This is a genomic window from Bacillus sp. REN3, assembly GCF_017912555.1.
Classification (GTDB): Bacteria; Bacillota; Bacilli; order Bacillales; family Cytobacillaceae; genus Mesobacillus.
Window position 1 is genome coordinate 49,138 of sequence record NZ_JAERSD010000018.1, and the last position, 19,385, is coordinate 68,522.

23 protein-coding genes and 2 pseudogenes are annotated in these 19,385 nt (G+C 42.6%); 6 read left to right on the forward strand and 19 right to left on the reverse strand.

Translation table 11 applies throughout. The features are described 5' to 3' along the window. Nucleotides 1-217 precede the first annotated feature (217 nt). Both JJQ88_RS15325 and JJQ88_RS15330 read left to right on the forward strand, forming a co-directional pair. Complete coding sequence (locus tag JJQ88_RS15325) at nucleotides 218-901, forward strand: response regulator transcription factor (protein ID WP_210366925.1); 684 nt, start codon at nucleotides 218-220, stop codon at nucleotides 899-901. Between the two features lie 114 nt (nucleotides 902-1,015). Beyond that, nucleotides 1,016-1,372: a group I truncated hemoglobin gene (locus tag JJQ88_RS15330; protein ID WP_210366926.1), complete on the forward strand. Its 357-nt coding sequence runs from the start codon at nucleotides 1,016-1,018 to the stop codon at nucleotides 1,370-1,372. A 30-nt stretch (nucleotides 1,373-1,402) separates the two neighbouring features. On the opposite strand, the gene JJQ88_RS15335 is transcribed toward JJQ88_RS15330, so the two are convergent. From JJQ88_RS15335 to JJQ88_RS15350, 4 genes are all read right to left on the reverse strand, one after another. Beyond that, on the reverse strand, nucleotides 1,403-1,963 hold the full coding sequence (locus JJQ88_RS15335) for a helical membrane plugin domain-containing protein (RefSeq protein WP_210366927.1): 561 nt from the start codon (nucleotides 1,961-1,963) through the stop codon (nucleotides 1,403-1,405). Between the two features lie 15 nt (nucleotides 1,964-1,978). Beyond that, nucleotides 1,979-3,115: an NAD(P)/FAD-dependent oxidoreductase gene (locus JJQ88_RS15340; protein ID WP_210366928.1), complete on the reverse strand. Its 1,137-nt coding sequence runs from the start codon at nucleotides 3,113-3,115 to the stop codon at nucleotides 1,979-1,981. Between the two features lie 44 nt (nucleotides 3,116-3,159). Continuing rightward, nucleotides 3,160-3,399, reverse strand: coding sequence for a sulfurtransferase TusA family protein (locus JJQ88_RS15345; RefSeq protein ID WP_210366929.1), 240 nt, complete (start codon nucleotides 3,397-3,399; stop codon nucleotides 3,160-3,162). Between the two features lie 173 nt (nucleotides 3,400-3,572). After that, nucleotides 3,573-3,974 (reverse strand): DsrE/DsrF/DrsH-like family protein, encoded by a 402-nt coding sequence (locus JJQ88_RS15350; protein ID WP_210366930.1) that lies wholly within the window; start codon nucleotides 3,972-3,974, stop codon nucleotides 3,573-3,575. A 267-nt stretch (nucleotides 3,975-4,241) separates the two neighbouring features. Between JJQ88_RS15350 and JJQ88_RS15355 the strand changes: the two are divergent. Then, nucleotides 4,242-4,616 (forward strand): annotated as a pseudogene (locus JJQ88_RS15355) (sigma-70 family RNA polymerase sigma factor); the annotation flags it as partial. 235 nt (nucleotides 4,617-4,851) lie between these two features. Further along, entirely contained in the window at nucleotides 4,852-6,378 is a 1,527-nt protein-coding gene (locus JJQ88_RS15360; RefSeq protein WP_210366931.1) for a recombinase family protein, read from the forward strand. A 157-nt stretch (nucleotides 6,379-6,535) separates the two neighbouring features. Here JJQ88_RS15360 and JJQ88_RS15365 read toward each other — a convergent pair whose 3' ends face one another. The 7 genes from JJQ88_RS15365 to JJQ88_RS15395 form a co-directional block, all read right to left on the reverse strand. Next, nucleotides 6,536-6,736, reverse strand: coding sequence for a hypothetical protein (locus tag JJQ88_RS15365; RefSeq protein WP_169098043.1), 201 nt, complete (start codon nucleotides 6,734-6,736; stop codon nucleotides 6,536-6,538). Between the two features lie 31 nt (nucleotides 6,737-6,767). Beyond that, a complete protein-coding gene (gene merR / locus JJQ88_RS15370; RefSeq protein ID WP_169098145.1) occupies nucleotides 6,768-7,163 on the reverse strand; it encodes an Hg(II)-responsive transcriptional regulator in 396 nt (131 codons plus the stop codon). Nucleotides 7,164-8,140: 977 nt separating this feature from the next. Continuing rightward, entirely contained in the window at nucleotides 8,141-8,785 is a 645-nt protein-coding gene (locus tag JJQ88_RS15375) for a hypothetical protein (RefSeq protein WP_169098047.1), read from the reverse strand. 76 nt (nucleotides 8,786-8,861) lie between these two features. Then, nucleotides 8,862-9,125 carry a hypothetical protein gene (locus JJQ88_RS15380; RefSeq protein ID WP_169098049.1) on the reverse strand — a complete coding sequence of 88 codons (264 nt, stop codon included), beginning with the start codon at nucleotides 9,123-9,125 and terminating at the stop codon, nucleotides 8,862-8,864. Between the two features lies 1 nt (nucleotide 9,126). Then, entirely contained in the window at nucleotides 9,127-9,333 is a 207-nt protein-coding gene (locus tag JJQ88_RS15385) for a hypothetical protein (RefSeq protein ID WP_169098051.1), read from the reverse strand. An 85-nt stretch (nucleotides 9,334-9,418) separates the two neighbouring features. Continuing rightward, on the reverse strand, nucleotides 9,419-10,015 hold the full coding sequence (locus JJQ88_RS15390; RefSeq protein ID WP_169098053.1) for a hypothetical protein: 597 nt from the start codon (nucleotides 10,013-10,015) through the stop codon (nucleotides 9,419-9,421). A 62-nt stretch (nucleotides 10,016-10,077) separates the two neighbouring features. After that, complete coding sequence (locus tag JJQ88_RS15395; protein WP_169098055.1) at nucleotides 10,078-10,305, reverse strand: helix-turn-helix transcriptional regulator; 228 nt, start codon at nucleotides 10,303-10,305, stop codon at nucleotides 10,078-10,080. 769 nt (nucleotides 10,306-11,074) lie between these two features. Here JJQ88_RS15395 and JJQ88_RS15400 point away from each other — a divergent pair. Continuing rightward, a pseudogene (locus JJQ88_RS15400) lies at nucleotides 11,075-11,470 on the forward strand (sigma-70 family RNA polymerase sigma factor); the annotation flags it as partial. A gap of 409 nt (nucleotides 11,471-11,879) precedes the next feature. On the opposite strand, the gene JJQ88_RS15405 reads toward JJQ88_RS15400, so the two are convergent. The 3 genes from JJQ88_RS15405 to JJQ88_RS15415 all read right to left on the reverse strand — a co-directional run bounded on the left by JJQ88_RS15405 (nucleotide 11,880) and on the right by JJQ88_RS15415 (nucleotide 13,678). Then, nucleotides 11,880-12,017 (reverse strand): YrzI family small protein, encoded by a 138-nt coding sequence (locus JJQ88_RS15405; RefSeq protein WP_210366932.1) that lies wholly within the window; start codon nucleotides 12,015-12,017, stop codon nucleotides 11,880-11,882. Nucleotides 12,018-12,402: 385 nt separating this feature from the next. Next, nucleotides 12,403-12,657 carry a YrhC family protein gene (locus JJQ88_RS15410; protein WP_246861214.1) on the reverse strand — a complete coding sequence of 85 codons (255 nt, stop codon included), beginning with the start codon at nucleotides 12,655-12,657 and terminating at the stop codon, nucleotides 12,403-12,405. Between the two features lie 292 nt (nucleotides 12,658-12,949). After that, on the reverse strand, nucleotides 12,950-13,678 hold the full coding sequence (locus tag JJQ88_RS15415) for a 5'-methylthioadenosine/adenosylhomocysteine nucleosidase (RefSeq protein WP_210366933.1): 729 nt from the start codon (nucleotides 13,676-13,678) through the stop codon (nucleotides 12,950-12,952). Nucleotides 13,679-13,950: 272 nt separating this feature from the next. Between JJQ88_RS15415 and JJQ88_RS15420 the strand changes: the two genes are divergently transcribed. Beyond that, on the forward strand, nucleotides 13,951-14,157 hold the full coding sequence (locus JJQ88_RS15420; protein WP_210366934.1) for a DUF2536 family protein: 207 nt from the start codon (nucleotides 13,951-13,953) through the stop codon (nucleotides 14,155-14,157). A 31-nt stretch (nucleotides 14,158-14,188) separates the two neighbouring features. Here JJQ88_RS15420 and JJQ88_RS15425 read toward each other — a convergent pair whose 3' ends face one another. The 5 genes from JJQ88_RS15425 to JJQ88_RS15445 all read right to left on the reverse strand — a co-directional run bounded on the left by JJQ88_RS15425 (nucleotide 14,189) and on the right by JJQ88_RS15445 (nucleotide 19,363). Continuing rightward, nucleotides 14,189-14,875, reverse strand: coding sequence for a YrrS family protein (locus tag JJQ88_RS15425; RefSeq protein WP_210366935.1), 687 nt, complete (start codon nucleotides 14,873-14,875; stop codon nucleotides 14,189-14,191). Between the two features lie 100 nt (nucleotides 14,876-14,975). Next, entirely contained in the window at nucleotides 14,976-16,730 is a 1,755-nt protein-coding gene (locus JJQ88_RS15430; protein ID WP_210366936.1) for a peptidoglycan D,D-transpeptidase FtsI family protein, read from the reverse strand. Nucleotides 16,731-16,799: 69 nt separating this feature from the next. Continuing rightward, nucleotides 16,800-17,276 carry a transcription elongation factor GreA gene (gene greA, locus JJQ88_RS15435; protein WP_210366937.1) on the reverse strand — a complete coding sequence of 159 codons (477 nt, stop codon included), beginning with the start codon at nucleotides 17,274-17,276 and terminating at the stop codon, nucleotides 16,800-16,802. A gap of 179 nt (nucleotides 17,277-17,455) precedes the next feature. Further along, a complete protein-coding gene (gene udk, locus JJQ88_RS15440) occupies nucleotides 17,456-18,091 on the reverse strand; it encodes a uridine kinase (RefSeq protein ID WP_210366938.1) in 636 nt (211 codons plus the stop codon). Between the two features lie 3 nt (nucleotides 18,092-18,094). Next, on the reverse strand, nucleotides 18,095-19,363 hold the full coding sequence (locus JJQ88_RS15445; protein WP_210366939.1) for a peptidase U32 family protein: 1,269 nt from the start codon (nucleotides 19,361-19,363) through the stop codon (nucleotides 18,095-18,097). Nucleotides 19,364-19,385: the final 22 nt, after the last annotated feature.

Sequence of the window (19,385 nt, forward strand, 5' to 3'; positions counted from 1 at the left end):
GTTGGCATTTTCGAGGAATCTTGCCCCTCCGTACCATTTTTGAACTATTTGTTTCTCTTAAAACGATTTAGAAAACAGCCATATGTTATGATCAGCATATGGGATAAAATCCAATTTTGTTTAGGCGGCATTGAATTCGTTCTGTGAAAAATGCACAGTATCTTCAAACATATAGTGTAAGATAGAAAGAAAGGATGAATTGGCGAGGAGGATGATCATGTCAACAATTTTGATTGTAGATGACGAGACACGAATGCTGGACTTGCTGTCTTTATATCTTGAGCCTGCTGGCTATAAATGCATCAAGAAGACCTCCGCCCATGATGCGATCTCTTTCCTGGAGGAATATACTTCGGACCTTGTCCTGCTCGACGTGATGATGCCAGAGATGGACGGTTGGGATGCTTGCAGGGAAATCAGGAGGCATTGGGACATCCCAATCATCATGCTGACGGCAAGAAGCGAGAAGCCAGACATAGTGAAGGGCTTAAAAATCGGGGCGGACGATTATATCAGCAAGCCGTTTGATGAAAGCGAGCTGCTGGCAAGGATAGAAGCAGTACTAAGGAGAACCCCAGCAACAAACTCGATGATTTCCTTCAATGGGCTCATCCTCAATCCTGAATCATATGAAGTAAAATTCAAAAGCCTATCCATCCCGTTGACACCGAAGGAATTTTCGCTCCTGAACCTTTTCCTCCAGAACCTTAACAAAGTATTTACCAGAGATCATCTGATCTCGGTGATTTGGGGTTACGGTGTTGCTACTGAGGACAGGACGATTGACTCCCACGTAAGGAATTTACGTGATAAGCTGCGAAAGGCAGGTTTCTCTGCAGATGATTATTTGATTACTGTTTGGGGAGTTGGTTACAAATGGCTCGAGAAAGCGGGAAAGTAGGAATTGGAGAGCATTATGGTAACTTTTGGTATATGTCTGATATAGGAAATAAAAGGTTTCATTTCAATCCCTCCGGATAAAAAGAATACACCACCAATATCCGGGAGGGATCGAATGGATACTTTATACGAACGACTTGGCGGCCAGGAAGGCATTTCAAAGGTAGTCGATGTTTTTTATGACTATGTTTTGGCGGATGAGACAGTCAACCATTTTTTTGTGAATACGGATATGACAAAGCAACGGCAACACCAAAGCTTGTTCATCAGTTGGGCAGTAGGTGGCCCGAACCAGTATTCAGGCAAAAGCATGGCGAAGGCCCATGAGGGAATGAACTTGAATGAGCAACACTTCGGGGCAATCGCAACACACCTTGCAGCAAGCCTGAAGGAATTTGGTGTTCCAAACAAGGACATTGATGCAGTGCTTGAAAAACTAAGTTCAATGAAGGAACAGATTTTATATAAATGAGAAAAAGGAGAGGATGTTCCTCTCCTTCTTTCATTTTTTCAATTCCTTTGGCAGGTTCTTCAAGAAAGCAATCATTAATGTCATGCCTTCCCTTGTTTCTTTCTGCCTCACTGCTTTCATTAATTGCATGGAAGAAAGCGGTTCTTTCTCTTTTGTTTCCAGCTGGGCATTATGGAATGCGGTCAACATTCCTTCTACTAAATCAATTGCGCCAAGCTGCACAAATGTATCAGCAAGTTCAACGCCCTTGATTGCTTTTTCCACCATATCCGTGATCATAGGTCCGGTCATACCCTGTTTCATGCTCGCTGCAAGGTCCGCCAGCTGGATAAGGGATTTCAGGACACCGGTTTCCTCCAGTCGTTTGACTTCCAGAAGGGTCCTTTCAAGACTTTCTGCTGTCTCTGGCAATGCCTTCAGGAGGGAAAGAGTTTCAGGCTGCAGGATATCATCAGCCATCTCAACCATCTTCACGCCTTTTTCAGCGATGGCAGAAACCATTTCTCCAGTGACTCCATTCATGGCAGCGTCAGTAAAGCTGACGAGCTTGTGCTGTTCCGTTTTTTCAGCTTGAGGTGTTTCCAATGCCATCGTAACCCACCCCTTCTATATAATCCCTTTGGCATTCAGCCAGTATAGCTCATTGTATACTGCCTTGAACCAGTGCAGCAGGTCGGAAGTCGCTGCTGGCTGTGGAGGATTGTTGTAATCAAATGTGATCATGCTTGCATCCTCAAGGCTGTTCTCCAGGAAACAAGCAACCTTTCCATTGTAAACTGCTGTTTCAGGACGTCCGCTGATCCGGCTTATGATGTTCGCCACAAGGGATTCGGATTGGTAATGGGCAGTGGAACCAGCCTTGCTGATTGGCAGGTTCGTCGCATCGCCGATAACGTACACATCATCCTGTCCATTCATCTTCAATGTCGTACGGTTTGTTGGAATAAAGCCAGACTCATCCCCAATGCCGGAATCGATCACCGCTTTTGCGCCAGTATGGGCAGGTACTGTGATAAGCAGATCATACTCATGCTCCTGTCCATCCATTGTAATCGCAACCTTGCGTTCAGGATCTACCTCTTCCAGATTGAAGAAGGTTTCGTATTTAATATCTCTTTTGTCAAACTCTGGCTGAGCCCATTCAGCAACCGGAACAAGTGAATGGATCCTGCCAATCGGATACGCATATTTTATTTCGATATCCTTCCGCCGCCCATTTTTCCTGAAATAATCATCAAGCATCAAAGCAAGCTCCAGTGGAGCCGCGGGACATTTGTGCGGGACATCGATCGTGATCAGGATCCTGCCCTTTTCCATTTCCGCAAGGGCATCGCGGAGACGTTCAGCCCCCTCCATCGTATAAAAATTATGGGCTCCATCTTTCAGCCCGGGGACACTGTCAAAATCAGGATGGGATCCAGTCGCTATCACAAGGTAATCATACTGGTATTGCTTGCTGCCCTTGACCATTTTCTTTTCGACATCCACATGTTCAATATCATCGTACACAAGATTTACATGCCTATGGACGAGTGAATCCTGTTTTCTTATAAAGTGCTCGGATGGTTTTTCATTGAATGTGATGAACAGGTAGCCCGGCTGATAGATATGCTTTTCCGTATTGGAAATCAACGTGATCTCTACTTCCCGTTTTTTGACCTGTTCACCAAGCTGCCGGGCTAACTTATTGGCAACCATCGTGCCTGCACTGCCGGCACCCAGGATTACAATTTTCTTCGTCATTTGAACCACACCTCTTTTATGGAATCCTTGTTTGGAAAATTACTCTACTTAACTTTCCTGACTGCGATTCTGAATTCTTCCCCTTCACTTTCTGTGTAAACAATCTCGTGACCCATTTTGTTCACCCACTCAGGAATATCCACTGCGGAACCCTTATCGGTGGAAAGGACTTCAACTACCTCGCCAACCTGCGCTGTCTTGATTCCCTTTACAAGCTCCATTAAAGGTCCTGGGCAATAAGCTCCTCTGGCATCAATTGATTTGTTCACAGTTACTTCACTCATTGTTTTTTCCTCCCGTTCAATATATTAGTGATAAAAGTTATCCGGTTGTTTTCGCAAACATTGCCGCTGTTTAAGAGGCGTTGGTTTTTGGCTGCAGGAACTTTCCGTTTCCTTTTAGGAAGGAAAACGGAGCCTGGCTTGCAAGCCCCTCCACTTTCTCCTTTTCCGCTCTTTTACATTGTTACGACTGTAGCTCCCTGGGTCATGCCTAGGAACTTCGTCACTCCAATCACTCCGTCAAACACATCGATCATGTCCTCTTCTTTCCAATCCATAATGTCCATAGCGAGAGCGCATCCGTAAATATTAAGCTCCCCGTTTTCTTTCCCTTCCTTCAGAAGGTCATCGAACAAAGGAATTTTCTTCGCCAGCATTTGCTTGCCGATTGTCCCGGTAACGAAGTCCCCGTTTTCAAAGTTGTCTTTCCTGAAAGACTTCAGGGCATTCATCGTGACAAAAACATTCACTGTCATTCCTGTCATGGATGCAACGGATCCGACGAGTGAGCCAGCATGCAGCTTTTCAAGGTCCTCCGATAATAAAATGATCGCTAAGGATGGTGCTTGCTGTTCCATAATTTATTTCCTCCTTGAATCGTCTTTATTATTTATCTTACATCGTTATTATACCCATACCCCTATGACTATGTCTGTTTCTTTTGTGTGAACGTTTTTCATCTAAAAAGTGACAAAACAAGCCATCCATAGGAGGAACTCCGCAAGCTTAACTTGAAGCAATCAAAAAAATTTCCAAAATAAATATTTGCCTGGACAGACACAAACAGCCTCAACAGTTCATAGGAATTTAGTATAGGCGGAAGCCTACGAACGGGGGTGGAAAACATGTCCGGCATTCTTACAGCGTTAGGATATCTAGTGAAAGAAGTTATCCTTCTTGTTTCATATGTAAAAAACAATGCATTTCCTCAACCGTTATCTGCTGCTGATGAACGAAAATATTTAAGGTTGATGGCAAATGGCGATCCGCATGCAAGAAACATGCTGATTGAACACAATTTGAGGCTCGTTGCCCATATCGTCAAAAAATTCGAGAACACGGGAGAGGATTCGGAGGATTTGATTTCCATCGGTACCATCGGGCTGATCAAAGCGATTGAAAGCTATTCCGAAGGAAAAGGAACGAAGCTTGCGACCTATGCTGCCCGCTGTATCGAGAATGAAATTGTAAAGTCAATAGTGTTGCGTATCACTTCGAAACAATCATTTCAAAAATATTTCCTCTTAACGTCACAATAACCGTTTTCACACAACACATTTATTTGTGAAGCAACCACGAAATTGAAAACGGGAGGGACGACACCAATGAGTAAAAAAGGTTATATCTCCGCAAGTAAATTTCATTCCGAATTCATAAGAAGCGACGCAACCGACCGACTAATTGCTAATTGCTATAACGCAATTAAAGAAAAAATTAGAAGGGAACGACGGAACAATGATTGCACTATACGCACGGGTATCAACAGAAGAACAAGCTAAAAGCGGATCTTCACTTCAAGACCAAATTCGCCAATGCCGTGAAAAGGCGGGCAAAAATGCGGAATGTATTGAATACGTGGACGACGGCTATTCGGGGGGATTCCTTGAACGTCCGGCACTTTCAAAATTACGGAATGACCTTCGGGAAGGACTAATTGACAAAGTTATCGTCTATGACCCCGACCGTTTATCACGGAAACTTGCGAATCAATTGATTGTTACGGAAGAAATCGAAAAACGAGCAAAATTAATCTTCGTCAATTCAGAATACAAGAATACACCCGAAGGAATTTTGTTCTATCAAATGCGTGGGGCATTCTCGGAATTCGAAAAGGCGAAAATCAAAGAACGTATGACCAACGGAAGACGTGCAAAGGCTCGAAAGAACAAAGTCGTCAAAGACGTCAAAGTTTATGGATACAAGTTCAACAAGGAATCGCAAGAACTTGAAATATATGAACCCGAAGCAAAGATTGTTCGATTGATTTTCGAACTATTTACCGACCCACGGGGGCGGGTACAGGGTATAAATGGAATCGCCCACTATTTGACCGACAAAGGAATTCCGACCAAAAAACGAAAAGGCGTTTGGCATAGGCAAGTAGTCCGCCAGATTCTTATGAATGAAACCTACACGGGTGTATTCTATCACAACAAATGGAATACGGAAGGAATGCTTGTCAACAAATACAAGGATTCAGACGACGAAAAGGTTTCAATGACCTTACGACCTAAAGAAGAATGGATTCCCGTCGAAGTTCCAGTGATTATCGAAAAGGAAACATTCAAGTTTGCCCAAAAGTTGTTGAAGGAATCCCGACGTCGTTGGGCTGGTACTTCAAAGAACAAATATCTTCTTTCGGGATTGGTTCGTTGCGGCGATTGTGGCAATACCATGACGGGGCGACGGGCGAAGAATTGGGGAACTTATGTCTTTGAATATTCCGACGTCAAGAATACCGCAGGGGCGAAGCATAAGGGTTGTGGAAATCGGGTAAAATGCGAAGACCTTGACGCTTATGTATGGAATCATTTTGTCAATGTCATTACAACCGAAGGGGAATCGGCATATTCCGAAGTTGCGGCAACAACCGAATCCCAGGATTCAATTTCATTCGAAGAATCGGAATTGCAACGCATTGAATCGGAACTCGTTCGCATTAAATCGGGGCGGAAACGTCTTCTCGACTTTTTGACGAACAATGCCGATATTGTGGACGAAGAAGATATTCGCAACCAATTGAAAGAGTTAAAAGAAAAAGAAGATCACTTGTTGAAGTTGAAGGAAGAAACCGCTGCATTGATTGAAGAACGGAAAAATAACGAAGTCAACGACGAAATTCGGGCAAAGGCGGTTGAACGATATTTTGAAAACGAAAATCCCGAATCTATGTCGATTGAAGAAAAACAAGAATTACTTCGAATGTTATATCGGGAAATTCGTGTATATTCAAACGGAAAAATTGACTTCATTTCATTGTAGGACGTTCCAAGGGCGGAGCGTCTTTTCTTTCGAACAAAAAACCACATTTCGACGGTTCAAAATGAAGTAAGCACTCCTTTAATTAAATTAGGAGTACCACTTCAAAGTAAAGTTCATTTTTTATGGGAGTAACCTACTCCTTTTTAGTTGGCATTTGTCAGCCGCCTTCAATACAGGTAACGGAGGAACTTCCAACAGCTGTATTTAATTCAGCAAGAAGTCCCAAAAGAATCTCAGAATCAACATTACTTTCTAATGCTTTATCTGTTATTGGTACATTAAATTTCGCAAAAATAGGTATCGTAATTTCCCAGACGTCAATTATTGCTTTTGGAGACATATTTGATTGTATGACCATATTAACCCCCCATTTCTGTTATTTACTACATTCAATCATCTAGCGTTTCAATTATTGGGCATTCGTATATAGCTTTATTGTCGGGGCAACATTCCTCTAACTTTAGCAGCATTTGTTCAATTCTTTTTAAATCCCCAATTTTCGCTCGTACTTCCGCAATTTTATCGACAACAAAGCTATACATATCAAGGCATCGTTCATCATCTTTATCTACAACCCCAAGTAATTTAGAAATCTCGCTTAAAGTAAATCCTAGTTCTTGAAACCTCTTGATAAATTTTATACGCTTAACACTTTCCTCCGTAAACATCCTATAACCAGCATTGGTTCGAGGAGTATTTTTAAGCAAACCTACTCTTTCGTAATATCTTACTGTTTCTTTATTGATACCGCAATTTTTAGCAAGCTCACCAATCCCATACATAATATCACCCCATACAAATTATAAAGCCTGTACCATAGTACAGTGTAAAGAAAATTTTAATATTTTTCATTACTAGCTACCGTTAGTTGAAGAAGAATTGACTTTTACCACACTGGATTTCATTTCATATTTTTGTAATATCATAACAAGATACTCGCCTACGTTTGGTCATTCACTTTTGAAGGACGTTCCCTGACGTGTAGTGACCCGATATTTCAAAATTGTTGTGTATATTCTGAATGCGTCTTCTTCCGCCGAAATGCCCCCCCCCGTCCCCCCGTGGGTGGGGTCGAATATTTCGTCCGTTTCTTCGTTTACTTGCGTGTGTGTTGCGATTGAATCATTCCGAATGGTTATTCATGAATTAAATGTCGTTCACCATAAGGCTATGTACGGTCTTGCAATGAAATAGCAAGCGATGTATAAACATACGGAAGACAACCCGTCATTACAATTACTATCTTATGGACAAACCTATTGCTATTCGTCATATAATAGGCAATATAGGACGAATTGAAATATACAAGACCGCACGAACCCGTATTCTTTCGTTGGTGATTCGTCGTGTTTGATTCGTTGGGATATCCGATTCGTCGTCTTTGGAGTTTCGAACAATTATATCGAAGTCAATTTCCGCTTATGTCCTATTGTACCGCAACAAAAACGCTGGAATCCCTTGCGACTGCAAACGTTGGGGCAATTCCTTTCGATGAAAAAAAACGGACAAAACGGAACATATATTGCATGGAAAGCGAGGATTTCAAGAAACCGTTGAACGTGCAATAAACGTGCAATGATATAACGCCAATGTCACTTTTGGTATTCGTGTGACATAACGAAAGACCGTTTAATCCCTTACGCATCAACACTTTACCACAATAAAGAGACAAAGTGATATTTCTATAATCGGACATATAACGACAGGCTTGCGGGTGTTTTATGTAATAGGGAACGTATTCTTGTGCGTTCCCAAGTTCGACCTATGCGTGACCTTTCGATTTCAACCAATTCATTCGTATTTGTTCCAATCGCTTTAATTCCGCCTTGACCGCTTTGACGTATGCTGCACGGGCTTCTGATTCTGTTTCAAACGTTCCAATATGCTTTCCACAAACTCCAACCTGGTATTTACCGCTTGACGTCTTCGTAAATCCTTTTGCATGGTTCAATTTATATTTCAAACAATTCTCACGGTCGGTAACCACTTCAAGGTTTTCGTCCCGATTATCAAGAGTTTGTTCGTTTTTATGATTGACTTGAATTGACATTCCCGTTTCTTCGAAAAATCCGTTGTATTTGGCAAGTTCCTGACGCATGATGAATCTATGCAATTGTTCCTTTCTTCGAATTCCTTTCCCAACGGCGATATTTGCGTAAATTCCATTGTTCCCTAAGAAAGCGGCGACTTTTCCTTTCTGCAATACTTCCGACAATCTATGCTTCGAAATTAGTGTTTCCCGCCCGTCCTTCAAGAATATTGTGACACTTCGGTCGTCGTTGAACTTGAAGTCATTGAATCGGCGACAACCGTGCAAACCGTTCTTTCTCTTAATATAATTCAACAATTTGACCTCGTTTTCATTTATTGGTTCAAATCTAATATTTCCATCAGCTTCAACAAACATATTGATGACCTCCTATCCCAAGTTCGTTTTGGTGTGTTCATTTTGACCAATCAAAAAGACGCCCCGAAGGACGTCCTTACTTCTTTAATTCGATTGTTGTTAATTCTCCACTTTTTTCACGTTCCTTCTGCTGGCGGATCTGCTCGTCGTACATTCCAATTGCAATTAAACAAATTGGTGGAAGATTGTGTCCTTCATTAAGCAATTTACGCCAATACTCAATTTGCTCGACGTTATGCTTTTCATTTTTCTTAGCTTCCTCGACTATCTTCTTTGACTTCGGACTTTCCGCATAACCTTTCGCAATTTCTTCTAATGCTTTACGTTGTGAATATGCCATATTAATTCAACCCCCTTTTATATCTTTCAAGACGTTCCTTTGCCCGTTCCAATCCCTTAGGTCGTGCGATACGGACTTCGGTTGTAGATACGCCAACTTCTTTCGCAATATCTTCAAGCGACTTGCGTTCGCGTTTCATGCGAAGAATCATATCAAGCGTTTTAACTTCATATTCCGTCTGTTTCACTAACATTTCGAGTGCCGTCATTCCGATACACCACCAAAATGTTTTTCAATTATGACCAATGACCAAACTGCAATCAAGAAATGAATCATTGCAAGAACATTCATAATTACTTCACCCAAGCGGGAACACGACCGCTGGAATACGTTTTTTCTTGTGTTTCAGTCTTTAATCCAAGACAAAATTCTTCGGGAGTATAATCCTTTGGTGAATAGACTTTTCGTTCATTAATAGTTCGACCATACTTATCGGTAGGAATCCCTAAGTCAAACATTGTTTTGTTGTATTCTTGATTTACATTCCCGATTTCGTTCTTAATTTGACCAAGTTCCGCTAATTGCTTCAATAATTCATTTCTTGCAGCAATCACGGATTCAACCTTATTGTCATATCGGGATTGGATTTCCTTCAACCGTTTTTCACGGTGTTCTTTTGCGAACGGAACAAACTTTTCAACCGCTAATTTTTTGCGTACTGCATAGGCACGTTGAAGAAGTTCGGTTGTTTCGGCAAGTTCAGATTTCTTATCGTTCAACAATACCTTTGCTTGTTCAACGTCGGATTCAGAAACAATCCCTAAAAGTAATTGTTCGGTTGAATCTTCGATTGCTTGCGTTAATTCAATTACTTGATTCGTCAATTCGTCTTGCTTGTTTTCCAATTCTTGAATTTTAGACTTGACCGCTTCCAATTGTTGCTTTGACATAAATCAACTCCCCCCTTTTTACCGCAACACAATGTTGCGTTTGAATTTTCAATTTGATTTTTTCATTCACTTTCAAACCTACGCATGATTTTCAAATTGCGAATTGCTTCGATTTCTTCTGGCTTAACGTTGAATCGGTAAATGATTCGTTGTTTAAGTCGTTCGGAAATTGGCAATTTGTCAGATTCAATTAGCGAAATCATTTGTTGAGATACGCCAACTTCACGGGCAAAATCGCCTTGATTCAGTCCTAGATTCGTCCGCAATGCTTTGACAACAAATCCTTCCATACTTTCAACCTCCTTTTAAATTAGTAAAAAACAAGTTCTTGACCAAAAAGTAATGTCCCGCCAATAAGACGGGCAATCGCACTACTGCACGCTGCTTCGATAGGTCAAATCGAACTTGGGTCGGCAACCAATATTCAGTTGTAAAAAAGCGGATTCCCCCGTTAAAGAACCCGCTTCTAATTATCAATTGTTCTAAAACGTCCCTTGTAAGTTACAATTGGACTAAATTCGTAAAAAACAAGATACAATGTATAAAAAAATGCGACGGTCACGGTAAAAAGCTCGCAACCAATCGCATTTTCTCGGAGGAATAACCGATTGTATGTCAATGCCGCATACGGAAACGGTAAGGATTAATTTTATGTATTTTCGTTTAATCTTCTTTGACATCTATTACGTATTAACGTTTACTTCGTAATTTGCGACAATCTAATCGAATCTATATTGCGAATATCTTTGTCGTTATCTAATTAACTTTGTCACTTATGTTCCAAAGTTAAGCAAGCTTTGCTTGCACCGTTCTTGAGGAACTTGATTTTTAGTTCCGAAAGAATGGTTACTATCAAGCGAAGTATTGTATCGAAGTTTCGTTGAAACTAACGAAATACTAACGTTATCTAAGCGACTTCTACTTCGTAATTCAACCGCAAAATCCCTTGACAAGCGTCACAAATACGATTTAACACAAATTTAATATTTTTGTAACAATTTTGTAATATTTATTGGCATAACTTCGAAAAACTTGTCCTTGACTATGCACACATTTGACATTAGAATCGAAATCCTCATGCATTTAAGAGCATTGAAAAAAACGAAAAAGGACGTCTCACTCCATGATCCTATCGGCCAGGATAAGGAAGGGAATGAAATCTCTTTGATTGATGTCCTGAAGTCCGAATCCGAGGATGTCATTGATACAATCCAGCTGAATATGGAGCTGGAAAAAGTGAAGGAATATATCGATGTACTTGATGACCGCGAAAAAGAAGTGATTGTCGGCCGATTCGGCCTGGATTTAAAGAAGGAAAAAACACAGAGGGAAATTGCAAAGGAGCTTGGGATTTCCAGGAGTTATGTATCGAGGATTGAAAAAAGGGCATTGATGAAAATGTTCCATGAATTTTATCGTGCCGAAAAAGAGAAGAAAAAAAATATGGGACAATGAAGCAAGGTTCGAAAAAAAGAGCGTCAGCCGATGGGCTGCCGCTCTTTTTCCTATTCCACGCTTACTTCCGCGGCGATGATCAATCCAATTGTGCCGCAGACGACGAATCCCATCACAATTATGAACATCTCCTGCACCCCTCTTTACCATACTCTGATTATCAATCCAAATTTATCATATTAGGACTGTGTAAAAAGGATCAGGTTGTGAACATTTTGTTAATTAATTTTACGTGGCTGTGATGATTTTCTCCTAAAAATAAGCGTTAAAAGCAAAACATGCAATGACATCGACACACCTCCCGCGTTCTTGGTTAGGTGGTGTCCTTCTCCACCCACAGGCTAGCCAGTCTTCCTTGAATCATATAAATCATTTTCTTTCCACCTTTCTGTTTTTAATTAGGCAATCATTAAAACTGGCGAAGCCATGCCTGACGAGTCTTGTTTTCTTCATGAATTTTTTCGACCATTTCAATATGGCGAATTTCTTCCATTGTGAATTGACGTCTTTTGATTGTCACTGTAAAGAACAAGATATTCAAGGTCATTGTCGGCTCACCTCCTTATTTTTCCAACACAAATAGCCGCAAGGAAATCCCTGCGGCAAAATGGGCATAAAAATGCCGCAGGGCACGCTTCTCCCTGCGGCATGGATGTATTAGTCGTAGAAACAGTTTAAATAACCCAGTCCGATCCGGTCGAATGCGCATCATAATATACAGTTTTCGAATTGTATTCTTTTCCCATCATGATCATTTCACTCGACCTCCTTCTGAATTATTTGCTTACAATGGTAAGTATATCCACTTAAAAGGTATTTGTAAACCTTTTTATGACCCAATTTTCAAAAAGTCTTCGCCACGATCAAATACTCATTACTGGAGTCCACCTGGCCGTCAATTGAATAAAAAAATGACGCCCCACATATGGACGTCATTTCTTCATCAAATAATCCTGGCCATCTTCTGATTCAATCAGATTGTTCCGGTATTTTTTCGCAAGCGAAAAGAACACGAAAGACCCGGCAAGGAAGCCGACAGAAGCTCCTGTGGCAATATATATATCTGTCATTTCTTTAGTCGTCGATGGAATGATGACGCCCAGGTAAAAAAAGACGCCGACCGTTAAAAGAACAATGGCAAATTGCTTGTAATCGACCATTCTCTCATATAATTGCTTTGCATTCATTTAGATCACCTTAATGATTTGTCATTGAACATATCCTTACTTTAACATATTTAAACATACATTGATTATGTAATTCCTGGAAAATATACAGATATTTCTTTTATCTTTTTCTTCTTCGAGCATCCCCTCTGCCTTGTGAAGGCAGTGCGCCAAGCCATGTGCCCTAAAGCAGGAAAGGAGCATCGCCGGGTAAGATCGGTGTACCGACGACTGAAACCTTCCCTTTTCTAAAACAGGCGCCTGAGCTGGATTTTCTTCTTGCAGCCCATTACTTATTAAAGTGAAAAATCCCTTAGATTAATAAGGGATTTGACTGAAAGTCACGATGCCAGTTTCTGACCATCTCATTGACGATTTCATATGAATTTTTCGAAGCTAGCTTTGTGAATTCCAGGAAATTGACATCCGCAGAGCCATCCGCCTGATCTGACATCGACCTGATGATCACAAATGGGATGCCATTCATGCTGCAGACCTGTCCGACAGCAGCTCCTTCCATTTCGGTGCAATATCCCTGCAGTTCATCATATAGGAACTTGACTTTGCTGCGATCGGCGATGAACTGGTCACCTGAAAGAATCCGGCCGCTTACGATTTTCCTGCCTTCGACAGTTTCTTTGCCAGCGGAGATGGCAAGGTCGATCAGTTTTGGGTCCGCTTTAAATAGCGATTCATCCGTATAAGGGATTTCCCCTAGCTTGAATCCAAGAGCCGTTGCGTCCATATCATGCTGCACGCAGTCCGATGATACGACGATATCCCCGATCCCGAGGTCAGGATTGACTGCCCCTGCGACTCCGGTGAAAATGACATGTGATACAGCAAATTCATCAATCAAGATTTGTGTGCAAACACTGGCATTGACTTTCCCCACACCCGATTTACATAAGACGATTCCATATCCATTGAACGATCCTGTATAATATGTGATGCCAGCCTTCGTTTTTGCTTCATGGTGACCCATGCCATCAAGAATATGCTCGATTTCTTCATCCATTGCGCCGATTATCCCAATCCTCATCCTGATTCCTCCAATATCTTTGGCCGTATAAATGCGATCTTAATGGCATTATATAAAAACTTTGTTGCCACACTTCCAGATGCTTTTAATAGCTTTTATGTTTCACGTTCCCGTATCACATGATCCCCTGTAAAATCATCCTGCCGTTTTAATTTATCAAAAAACGTGGTATTTTTATAGGGATTTAACTTTTTATCCGCTTTGCTAAAGAACATTTCAACTAAACTTTATCATTGCTGCAGGATTGACAAAACTGACAAGGAGAAAAGATAATGGAATTGCACTTTGACTTGATTGAGGACAAAATCGAGTTCTTCGAAGCAACAGATTTAAAGAGTCTTGAAAAAAAGATCAGCCAGCAAATTGAAATCAATAAAGCAATCATGCTTTCAGTACATCATGTTTCGCACCAGATGCACATTGATGAAAAAGGCAGACTATTTTATTCGGCAATGGTCCATTTCAAGGCCAAAAAATGAGGGGCCCTTCTGCAGGCCCCCTACTCACCTTTTAGCGTTTATCGTTTTGTTTTAATTCCTCTACCTTGACTGGCTTCCAGCCTTCGCCGTCAACCCACTCGATTGCCACCCTGAACGTCTGGTCGCTTCCTTTTTCAGATACCGTCCCCAATGCGGAATTAGGTCCGCCATTATTTTCATTCCACCAAACTGTCATATTATTTTTATCGATGCCTGTAGCATATGAGTATGCTGCAATCATTTCCTGCCAATCGACAGAGTTCTCACTGAAAACAGCCACATGGTCTCCAGTCTGGCTAGTTCCAACCGGTTTCCAATCTGGATTTTCAATTGTCTGCTTTACATTTGGATCGCTGCCGCCTTCGGTAACGACAGGCTCTCCTTCATTGTCTTCAGCTTCCTCGCTGTCCTTCGAGGCGTCCTCCTCAGCAGCTTCATCTTCATTTTTATCAGCAGACTCCCTGTTTTCTGATTTATCCTCGCTGTCATCCTTCGAACTATTTTTTGTTCCGGAAGAACCCGCCTTTTCATTTTGTTCCACTTTGGTGCTGTTATCAGCTGTCCCTTCATCCTTGCTGAAAAAGATATTTGCGGAAACATAAATGATCAGCAATAAGACAATCGCGATCAAGCTATTTAAAATAAGGTTCGTTTTTCTCCGTTTCGCCCGTTGTCTTGTCCGGGCACCCTCATTTGGATTTTGATAATCATGCTTCAAGATCCTTTCCCTCCCATATCAGGTTGTCAACATTCTATCATGACTGGCGGGAAACTTGAAGGATTTTATCTTTATCTAATCTTCCGGAAATGCTTCTGCATCACTGTTGATCATACTCATAGACTGCTTTCACGACATCCGAGAACAACGGATTGACGCCTCCTTCATCCTCTGGCACGCCGAGATTGACAGCCACAAGCGCGTATTTTGGATCTTCATATGGGAAATAGCCTGCGAACCACTTATTGTGAAGCTGCTCTTCCCCGGTATAGAGACCGGTTTCGGCCGTTCCAGATTTCCCGGCAACTGCGTATGGCAAATCCTTGAACCATTTGCCGGTTCCATCCTCATTGATCACGACCGCCCGCAATAGCTTCTGGAGCTTCATTGCGGTGATTGGTGAAATGGTATCGCCTGGAAGCTTCTTCAGAGAAAATTCTGTCATGTTATTGCCGTTTTGGTATTGGATCGACAAAACTGCCCTTACCATATCCTTTTCCCCGCCCCTTGCAATCGTGGCCATCATGTTCGCGACTGCAAGAGGTGTAATCCTCACTTCATGCTGCCCAATCCCAGAAAGCGCTGAGTAGTTGGGATCCTTCCTTGCATCGTCCGAAAGGAAAACCCTTCCCTTATTTTCATCCTGAAACTGCCTGAATCCTTCCAGATGGAAGACATCCCCAGTCCAACCCACAGGACCAATAGCGGAAAGCTTCTCAGCGTACTTTTCCAGCATATGCGGGTCCTTCTCCTGTAGCTCCTTTGCTAGTTCAGCGAACGTGCGGTTGCAGCTGCGGGCGAAGCTTTCGCTGAAGTCCAGCATCCCATGGTCATACTTCAAATCCGGTTCTCCATTGATTTTCTTGCTGCAGTCATATAGCCTATCTGGACGATCGAGTCCCTGGTCAATCGCTGCAGTGGCAACAACTGTTTTAAATACAGAGCCTGGGATATGCTGTTTGGCCATCAGGTTTTCGATTCCCTCCCCGCTAAAGGGGGAAGCGGAGTTCATTCGGGGGCGGGAAACGACAGATAATATGCTGTTTGTTTTGATGTCCAGCAGGACGATCCCTCCCTTTTTGATGCCATGCGCATCGACTGCTTTTTCAAGGGTTTCCTGAAGGTGTTTATCGATTGAAGTTTGGATGTTGATTGGATAAAAGGGATTAGCAGGCTCAATATACTTTACATTGATTCCAAACAGCGGGGCACCTTCTCCGTCCACATGGTATACAAGTCTTGACTTTCCTTCGGCCACCAGGAACTCATCAAAGCTTTTTTCAAGACCTGACACGCCAATCAGCGTTCTGGGGAACAGCTCTTTCTCACCATATCTTGCTTTCAGTTCACCTTCATTTTCCCCAACGACTCCCAGCAACTGTGCAGCAGGGATGTTACTTAGGGGATATTTCCGCTCCACCGCGAATACGCCTGGTATTTTCATGCTATTTATCCTCTCCATTTGGTTACGAGTCAGGATGAAAGGCTTTGGATCACCGAACGCAAAAGGCTCTTTTGAAGCTTCGACAGCCATTTTCAACTCATGGGATGGCACATTAAGCACAGCTGCTGCCTTCTCGACCGGCCAGTCCATTTTCTTCAAAAAAGGGAAAAGAACAAGAACAGAAGCCCTTTCATATGTCAATGGCTTGCCGGAACGGTCAATGAAATGGCCGCGTCCGTCATCCACGACCATTTCCTGCGACCTTTGGCGGACACTCGCTTCAATCAAGTTGATTCCATGCTTCGAGAAGGATTCCGTCTCGATCAGCTGTATTTGGGAAAGCCTGAACAGCAGTACGGCGATTCCGACAATGAATAGGCACGCTGAGATCACCAGCCTTTTTTTTACCATAAAAAAACACCTCGTCAAAAGTGTTGACGAGGTAAGCGGATTTCAAACTGCCAGGTAAAAAATATTCTGTTAGCTGATGGATATGATACGTACGTTCATTTCGCCGCCGGGAGTCTGTACGGTTACTTCTTCTCCTACTTTACGGCCAATCAAGCTTTTGGCAATTGGAGAATCGTTGGATATTTTCCCTTCAAACGGATCTGCTTCTGCGCTTCCCACGATCGTATAGGACTCTTCGTCCCCATCTGGAAGCTCTACGAATGTGACAGTACGGCCAAGGCTGACTGAATCCGTGCTAATCTCATCTTCATCAATGATTTTTGCGTTTCGGATCATATTTTCAAGAGTCGTGATTCTTCCTTCAACAAATGCCTGTTCTTCTTTAGCGGAGTCGTACTCCGAGTTTTCGGATAAATCACCGAAACTGCGGGCAATTTTGATTCTTTCAACGACTTCTTTCCGTTTAACCGTTTTCAATAATTCCAATTCCTGTTCCAGTTTTTCTTTCCCAGCTATCGTCATAGGAAAAACTTTTTCTGTAGCCAAATCCTTCACTCCTTCTAGTCTTCACAATTCCCCGAAATTGTGCAAAATGTATGTAATCTACAATATACATGAGCGCGTCCTTTGCAAAAGGGCGCGCATAAAAGAAAACCATGTTTATGGGTAAATCGGAGCGGGTCATTAGTCTTGCTTATTCACCCAACTTTATCTATGCTATTGTGTCACAAAAATGATTTTTGTTCAAGAATTGTTTGAATTTTTGTTACCATAAGATCGATCGCGACATGATTATGGCCGCCTTCAGGGATGATGACATCCGCATACCGTTTCGTCGGTTCGATGAATCGATTGTGCATCGGACGGACGACATTGACATATTGTTCGATGACCGAGTCCATGGAGCGCCCGCGTTCTTTGATGTCGCGGAGCAGCCTGCGGATGATACGCAAATCAGCATCGGTGTCGACATAGAGTTTGATATCCATGAGATCACGCAATCGTTCATCCTCAAGAATCAGGATTCCTTCAAGTATGATAACATTCTTTGGTTCAACATGCACGACTTTATCCGATCTCGTATGGATTGAATAGTCGTAAACAGGCTTCTCGATCGCTTCATAATGGAGCAGTTTCTTAAGATGCTCGATCAAAAGATCATTGTCAAATGCGAGTGGATGGTCATAGTTTGTCTTCAGCCGTTCCTCCATTGGCAAATGGCTCTGGTCTTTGTAATAGTAGTCCTGTTCAATCATCAGGATGGAATGGCCTTTAAAGCTATCGTAGATCGCTTTCGTTACACTTGTCTTCCCTGAGCCGGAGCCGCCGGCTACACCAATAACAACAGGTTTGCGGGTCATGCTTTACTTCTCCTTCCGCATCATGTTATTTGGGTATACCGGCTTGTCCAGTTTGAACTTGACAATTTGCAAAGGATGGCGGGCGACATCCACCTCATTGCCCTCTTCATCCCAAATCTTATCGATCACTTGCGTGAAATTCCTGATTTCCGGACCAAAGAATTCCACCTCGTCGCCAGGCTTGAAGTAGTTTCTCTGCTGGAGGGTCACCATCTGGCTTTCTGCGTCGTAATCAAGGACGAGTCCTGCAAAGTCGAAAGTAGTCTTCTTGCTATGGTTTCCAAACATTTGCTCTTTATACCCAGGCACACCTTCGAAGAACGCTGGTGCTGTGTCCCTGTTGGCGCATTTGTCAAGCTCGTCAAGCCATTCCTGCTTAATCGCGAAGTTGTCAGGATCAGCGCAATATGCATCGATGACTTTTCGGTACACACTTACGACCGTAGCGATGTAATGGATGGATTTCATCCTTCCTTCGATTTTGAGGCTGTCGATGCCGAGCTCGATCATCCTTGGAATCGATTCGATCAGCTTCAAGTCCTTCGGGCTCATCGCAAAAGCGTGTTCTCCAGGAGCGAACAAAGCTTTTTCCTGATCTCCTTCAAGCTGGTACAAGTCGTAATCCCAACGGCAGGATTGGCAACATCCGCCACGGTTTGAATCACGGGCTGTCATATGGTTGCTCAATGTGCAGCGGCCTGAATAAGCGATGCACATCGCCCCGTGGATGAAAGTCTCAATTTCGATATCGACCTTTTCCTTCATTTCACGGATTTCTTCCGCGCTTGTTTCACGCGCAAGCACGACACGTTCCAGCCCCTCCTCTTTCCAGAACTGGACAGCTTTCCAGTTCGAGAGAGATTGCTGTGTGCTTAGATGGACTTCAATTTCAGGAGCCACCCTGCGGCATGTTTCAATGATCAATGGGTCCGCGACGATGATTCCGTGTACCCCAGCTTCCTTTAATCCGCGCAAATAGTCCTCAAGTCCGCCAATGTTTTCATTATGTGCAAAAATATTAGTCGTTACGTAGATTTTAGCGCCGTATTTCTTTGCAAACTCTACGCCTTCCTTCATTTCGTCAAACGTGAAATTGTCAGCATTGGAACGCAAACCATATTCCTGGCCGCCAATGAAGACGGCATCTGCACCGTAATGGACGGCAATCTTAAGCTTTTCAAGATTACCGGCAGGCGCAAGCAGTTCTGGCTTTTTCACAATCACCCGTTTTCCATCGACAATTTGTGAAATACTGTCTGTCACTGCTGTCATGACGTTACCTCCTTGTATCATT

Excerpts from the sequence above, each read along its gene's own strand:
- JJQ88_RS15325 (WP_210366925.1), top strand. The coding sequence starts at position 218 with ATGTCAACAATTTTGATTGTAGATGACGAGACACGAATGCTGGACTTG.
- JJQ88_RS15330 (WP_210366926.1), top strand. The coding sequence starts at position 1,016 with ATGGATACTTTATACGAACGACTTGGCGGCCAGGAAGGCATTTCAAAG.
- JJQ88_RS15335 (WP_210366927.1), bottom strand. The coding sequence starts at position 1,963 with ATGGCATTGGAAACACCTCAAGCTGAAAAAACGGAACAGCACAAGCTC.
- JJQ88_RS15340 (WP_210366928.1), bottom strand. The coding sequence starts at position 3,115 with ATGACGAAGAAAATTGTAATCCTGGGTGCCGGCAGTGCAGGCACGATG.
- JJQ88_RS15345 (WP_210366929.1), bottom strand. The coding sequence starts at position 3,399 with ATGAGTGAAGTAACTGTGAACAAATCAATTGATGCCAGAGGAGCTTAT.
- JJQ88_RS15350 (WP_210366930.1), bottom strand. The coding sequence starts at position 3,974 with ATGGAACAGCAAGCACCATCCTTAGCGATCATTTTATTATCGGAGGAC.
- JJQ88_RS15360 (WP_210366931.1), top strand. The coding sequence starts at position 4,852 with ATGATTGCACTATACGCACGGGTATCAACAGAAGAACAAGCTAAAAGC.
- JJQ88_RS15365 (WP_169098043.1), bottom strand. The coding sequence starts at position 6,736 with ATGGTCATACAATCAAATATGTCTCCAAAAGCAATAATTGACGTCTGG.
- JJQ88_RS15375 (WP_169098047.1), bottom strand. The coding sequence starts at position 8,785 with ATGTTTGTTGAAGCTGATGGAAATATTAGATTTGAACCAATAAATGAA.
- JJQ88_RS15380 (WP_169098049.1), bottom strand. The coding sequence starts at position 9,125 with ATGGCATATTCACAACGTAAAGCATTAGAAGAAATTGCGAAAGGTTAT.
- JJQ88_RS15385 (WP_169098051.1), bottom strand. The coding sequence starts at position 9,333 with ATGACGGCACTCGAAATGTTAGTGAAACAGACGGAATATGAAGTTAAA.
- JJQ88_RS15390 (WP_169098053.1), bottom strand. The coding sequence starts at position 10,015 with ATGTCAAAGCAACAATTGGAAGCGGTCAAGTCTAAAATTCAAGAATTG.
- JJQ88_RS15395 (WP_169098055.1), bottom strand. The coding sequence starts at position 10,305 with ATGGAAGGATTTGTTGTCAAAGCATTGCGGACGAATCTAGGACTGAAT.
- JJQ88_RS15405 (WP_210366932.1), bottom strand. The coding sequence starts at position 12,017 with ATGACCTTGAATATCTTGTTCTTTACAGTGACAATCAAAAGACGTCAA.
- JJQ88_RS15410 (WP_246861214.1), bottom strand. The coding sequence starts at position 12,657 with ATGAATGCAAAGCAATTATATGAGAGAATGGTCGATTACAAGCAATTT.
- JJQ88_RS15415 (WP_210366933.1), bottom strand. The coding sequence starts at position 13,678 with ATGAGGATTGGGATAATCGGCGCAATGGATGAAGAAATCGAGCATATT.
- JJQ88_RS15420 (WP_210366934.1), top strand. The coding sequence starts at position 13,951 with ATGGAATTGCACTTTGACTTGATTGAGGACAAAATCGAGTTCTTCGAA.
- JJQ88_RS15430 (WP_210366936.1), bottom strand. The coding sequence starts at position 16,730 with ATGGTAAAAAAAAGGCTGGTGATCTCAGCGTGCCTATTCATTGTCGGA.
- udk (WP_210366938.1), bottom strand. The coding sequence starts at position 18,091 with ATGACCCGCAAACCTGTTGTTATTGGTGTAGCCGGCGGCTCCGGCTCA.
- JJQ88_RS15445 (WP_210366939.1), bottom strand. The coding sequence starts at position 19,363 with ATGACAGCAGTGACAGACAGTATTTCACAAATTGTCGATGGAAAACGG.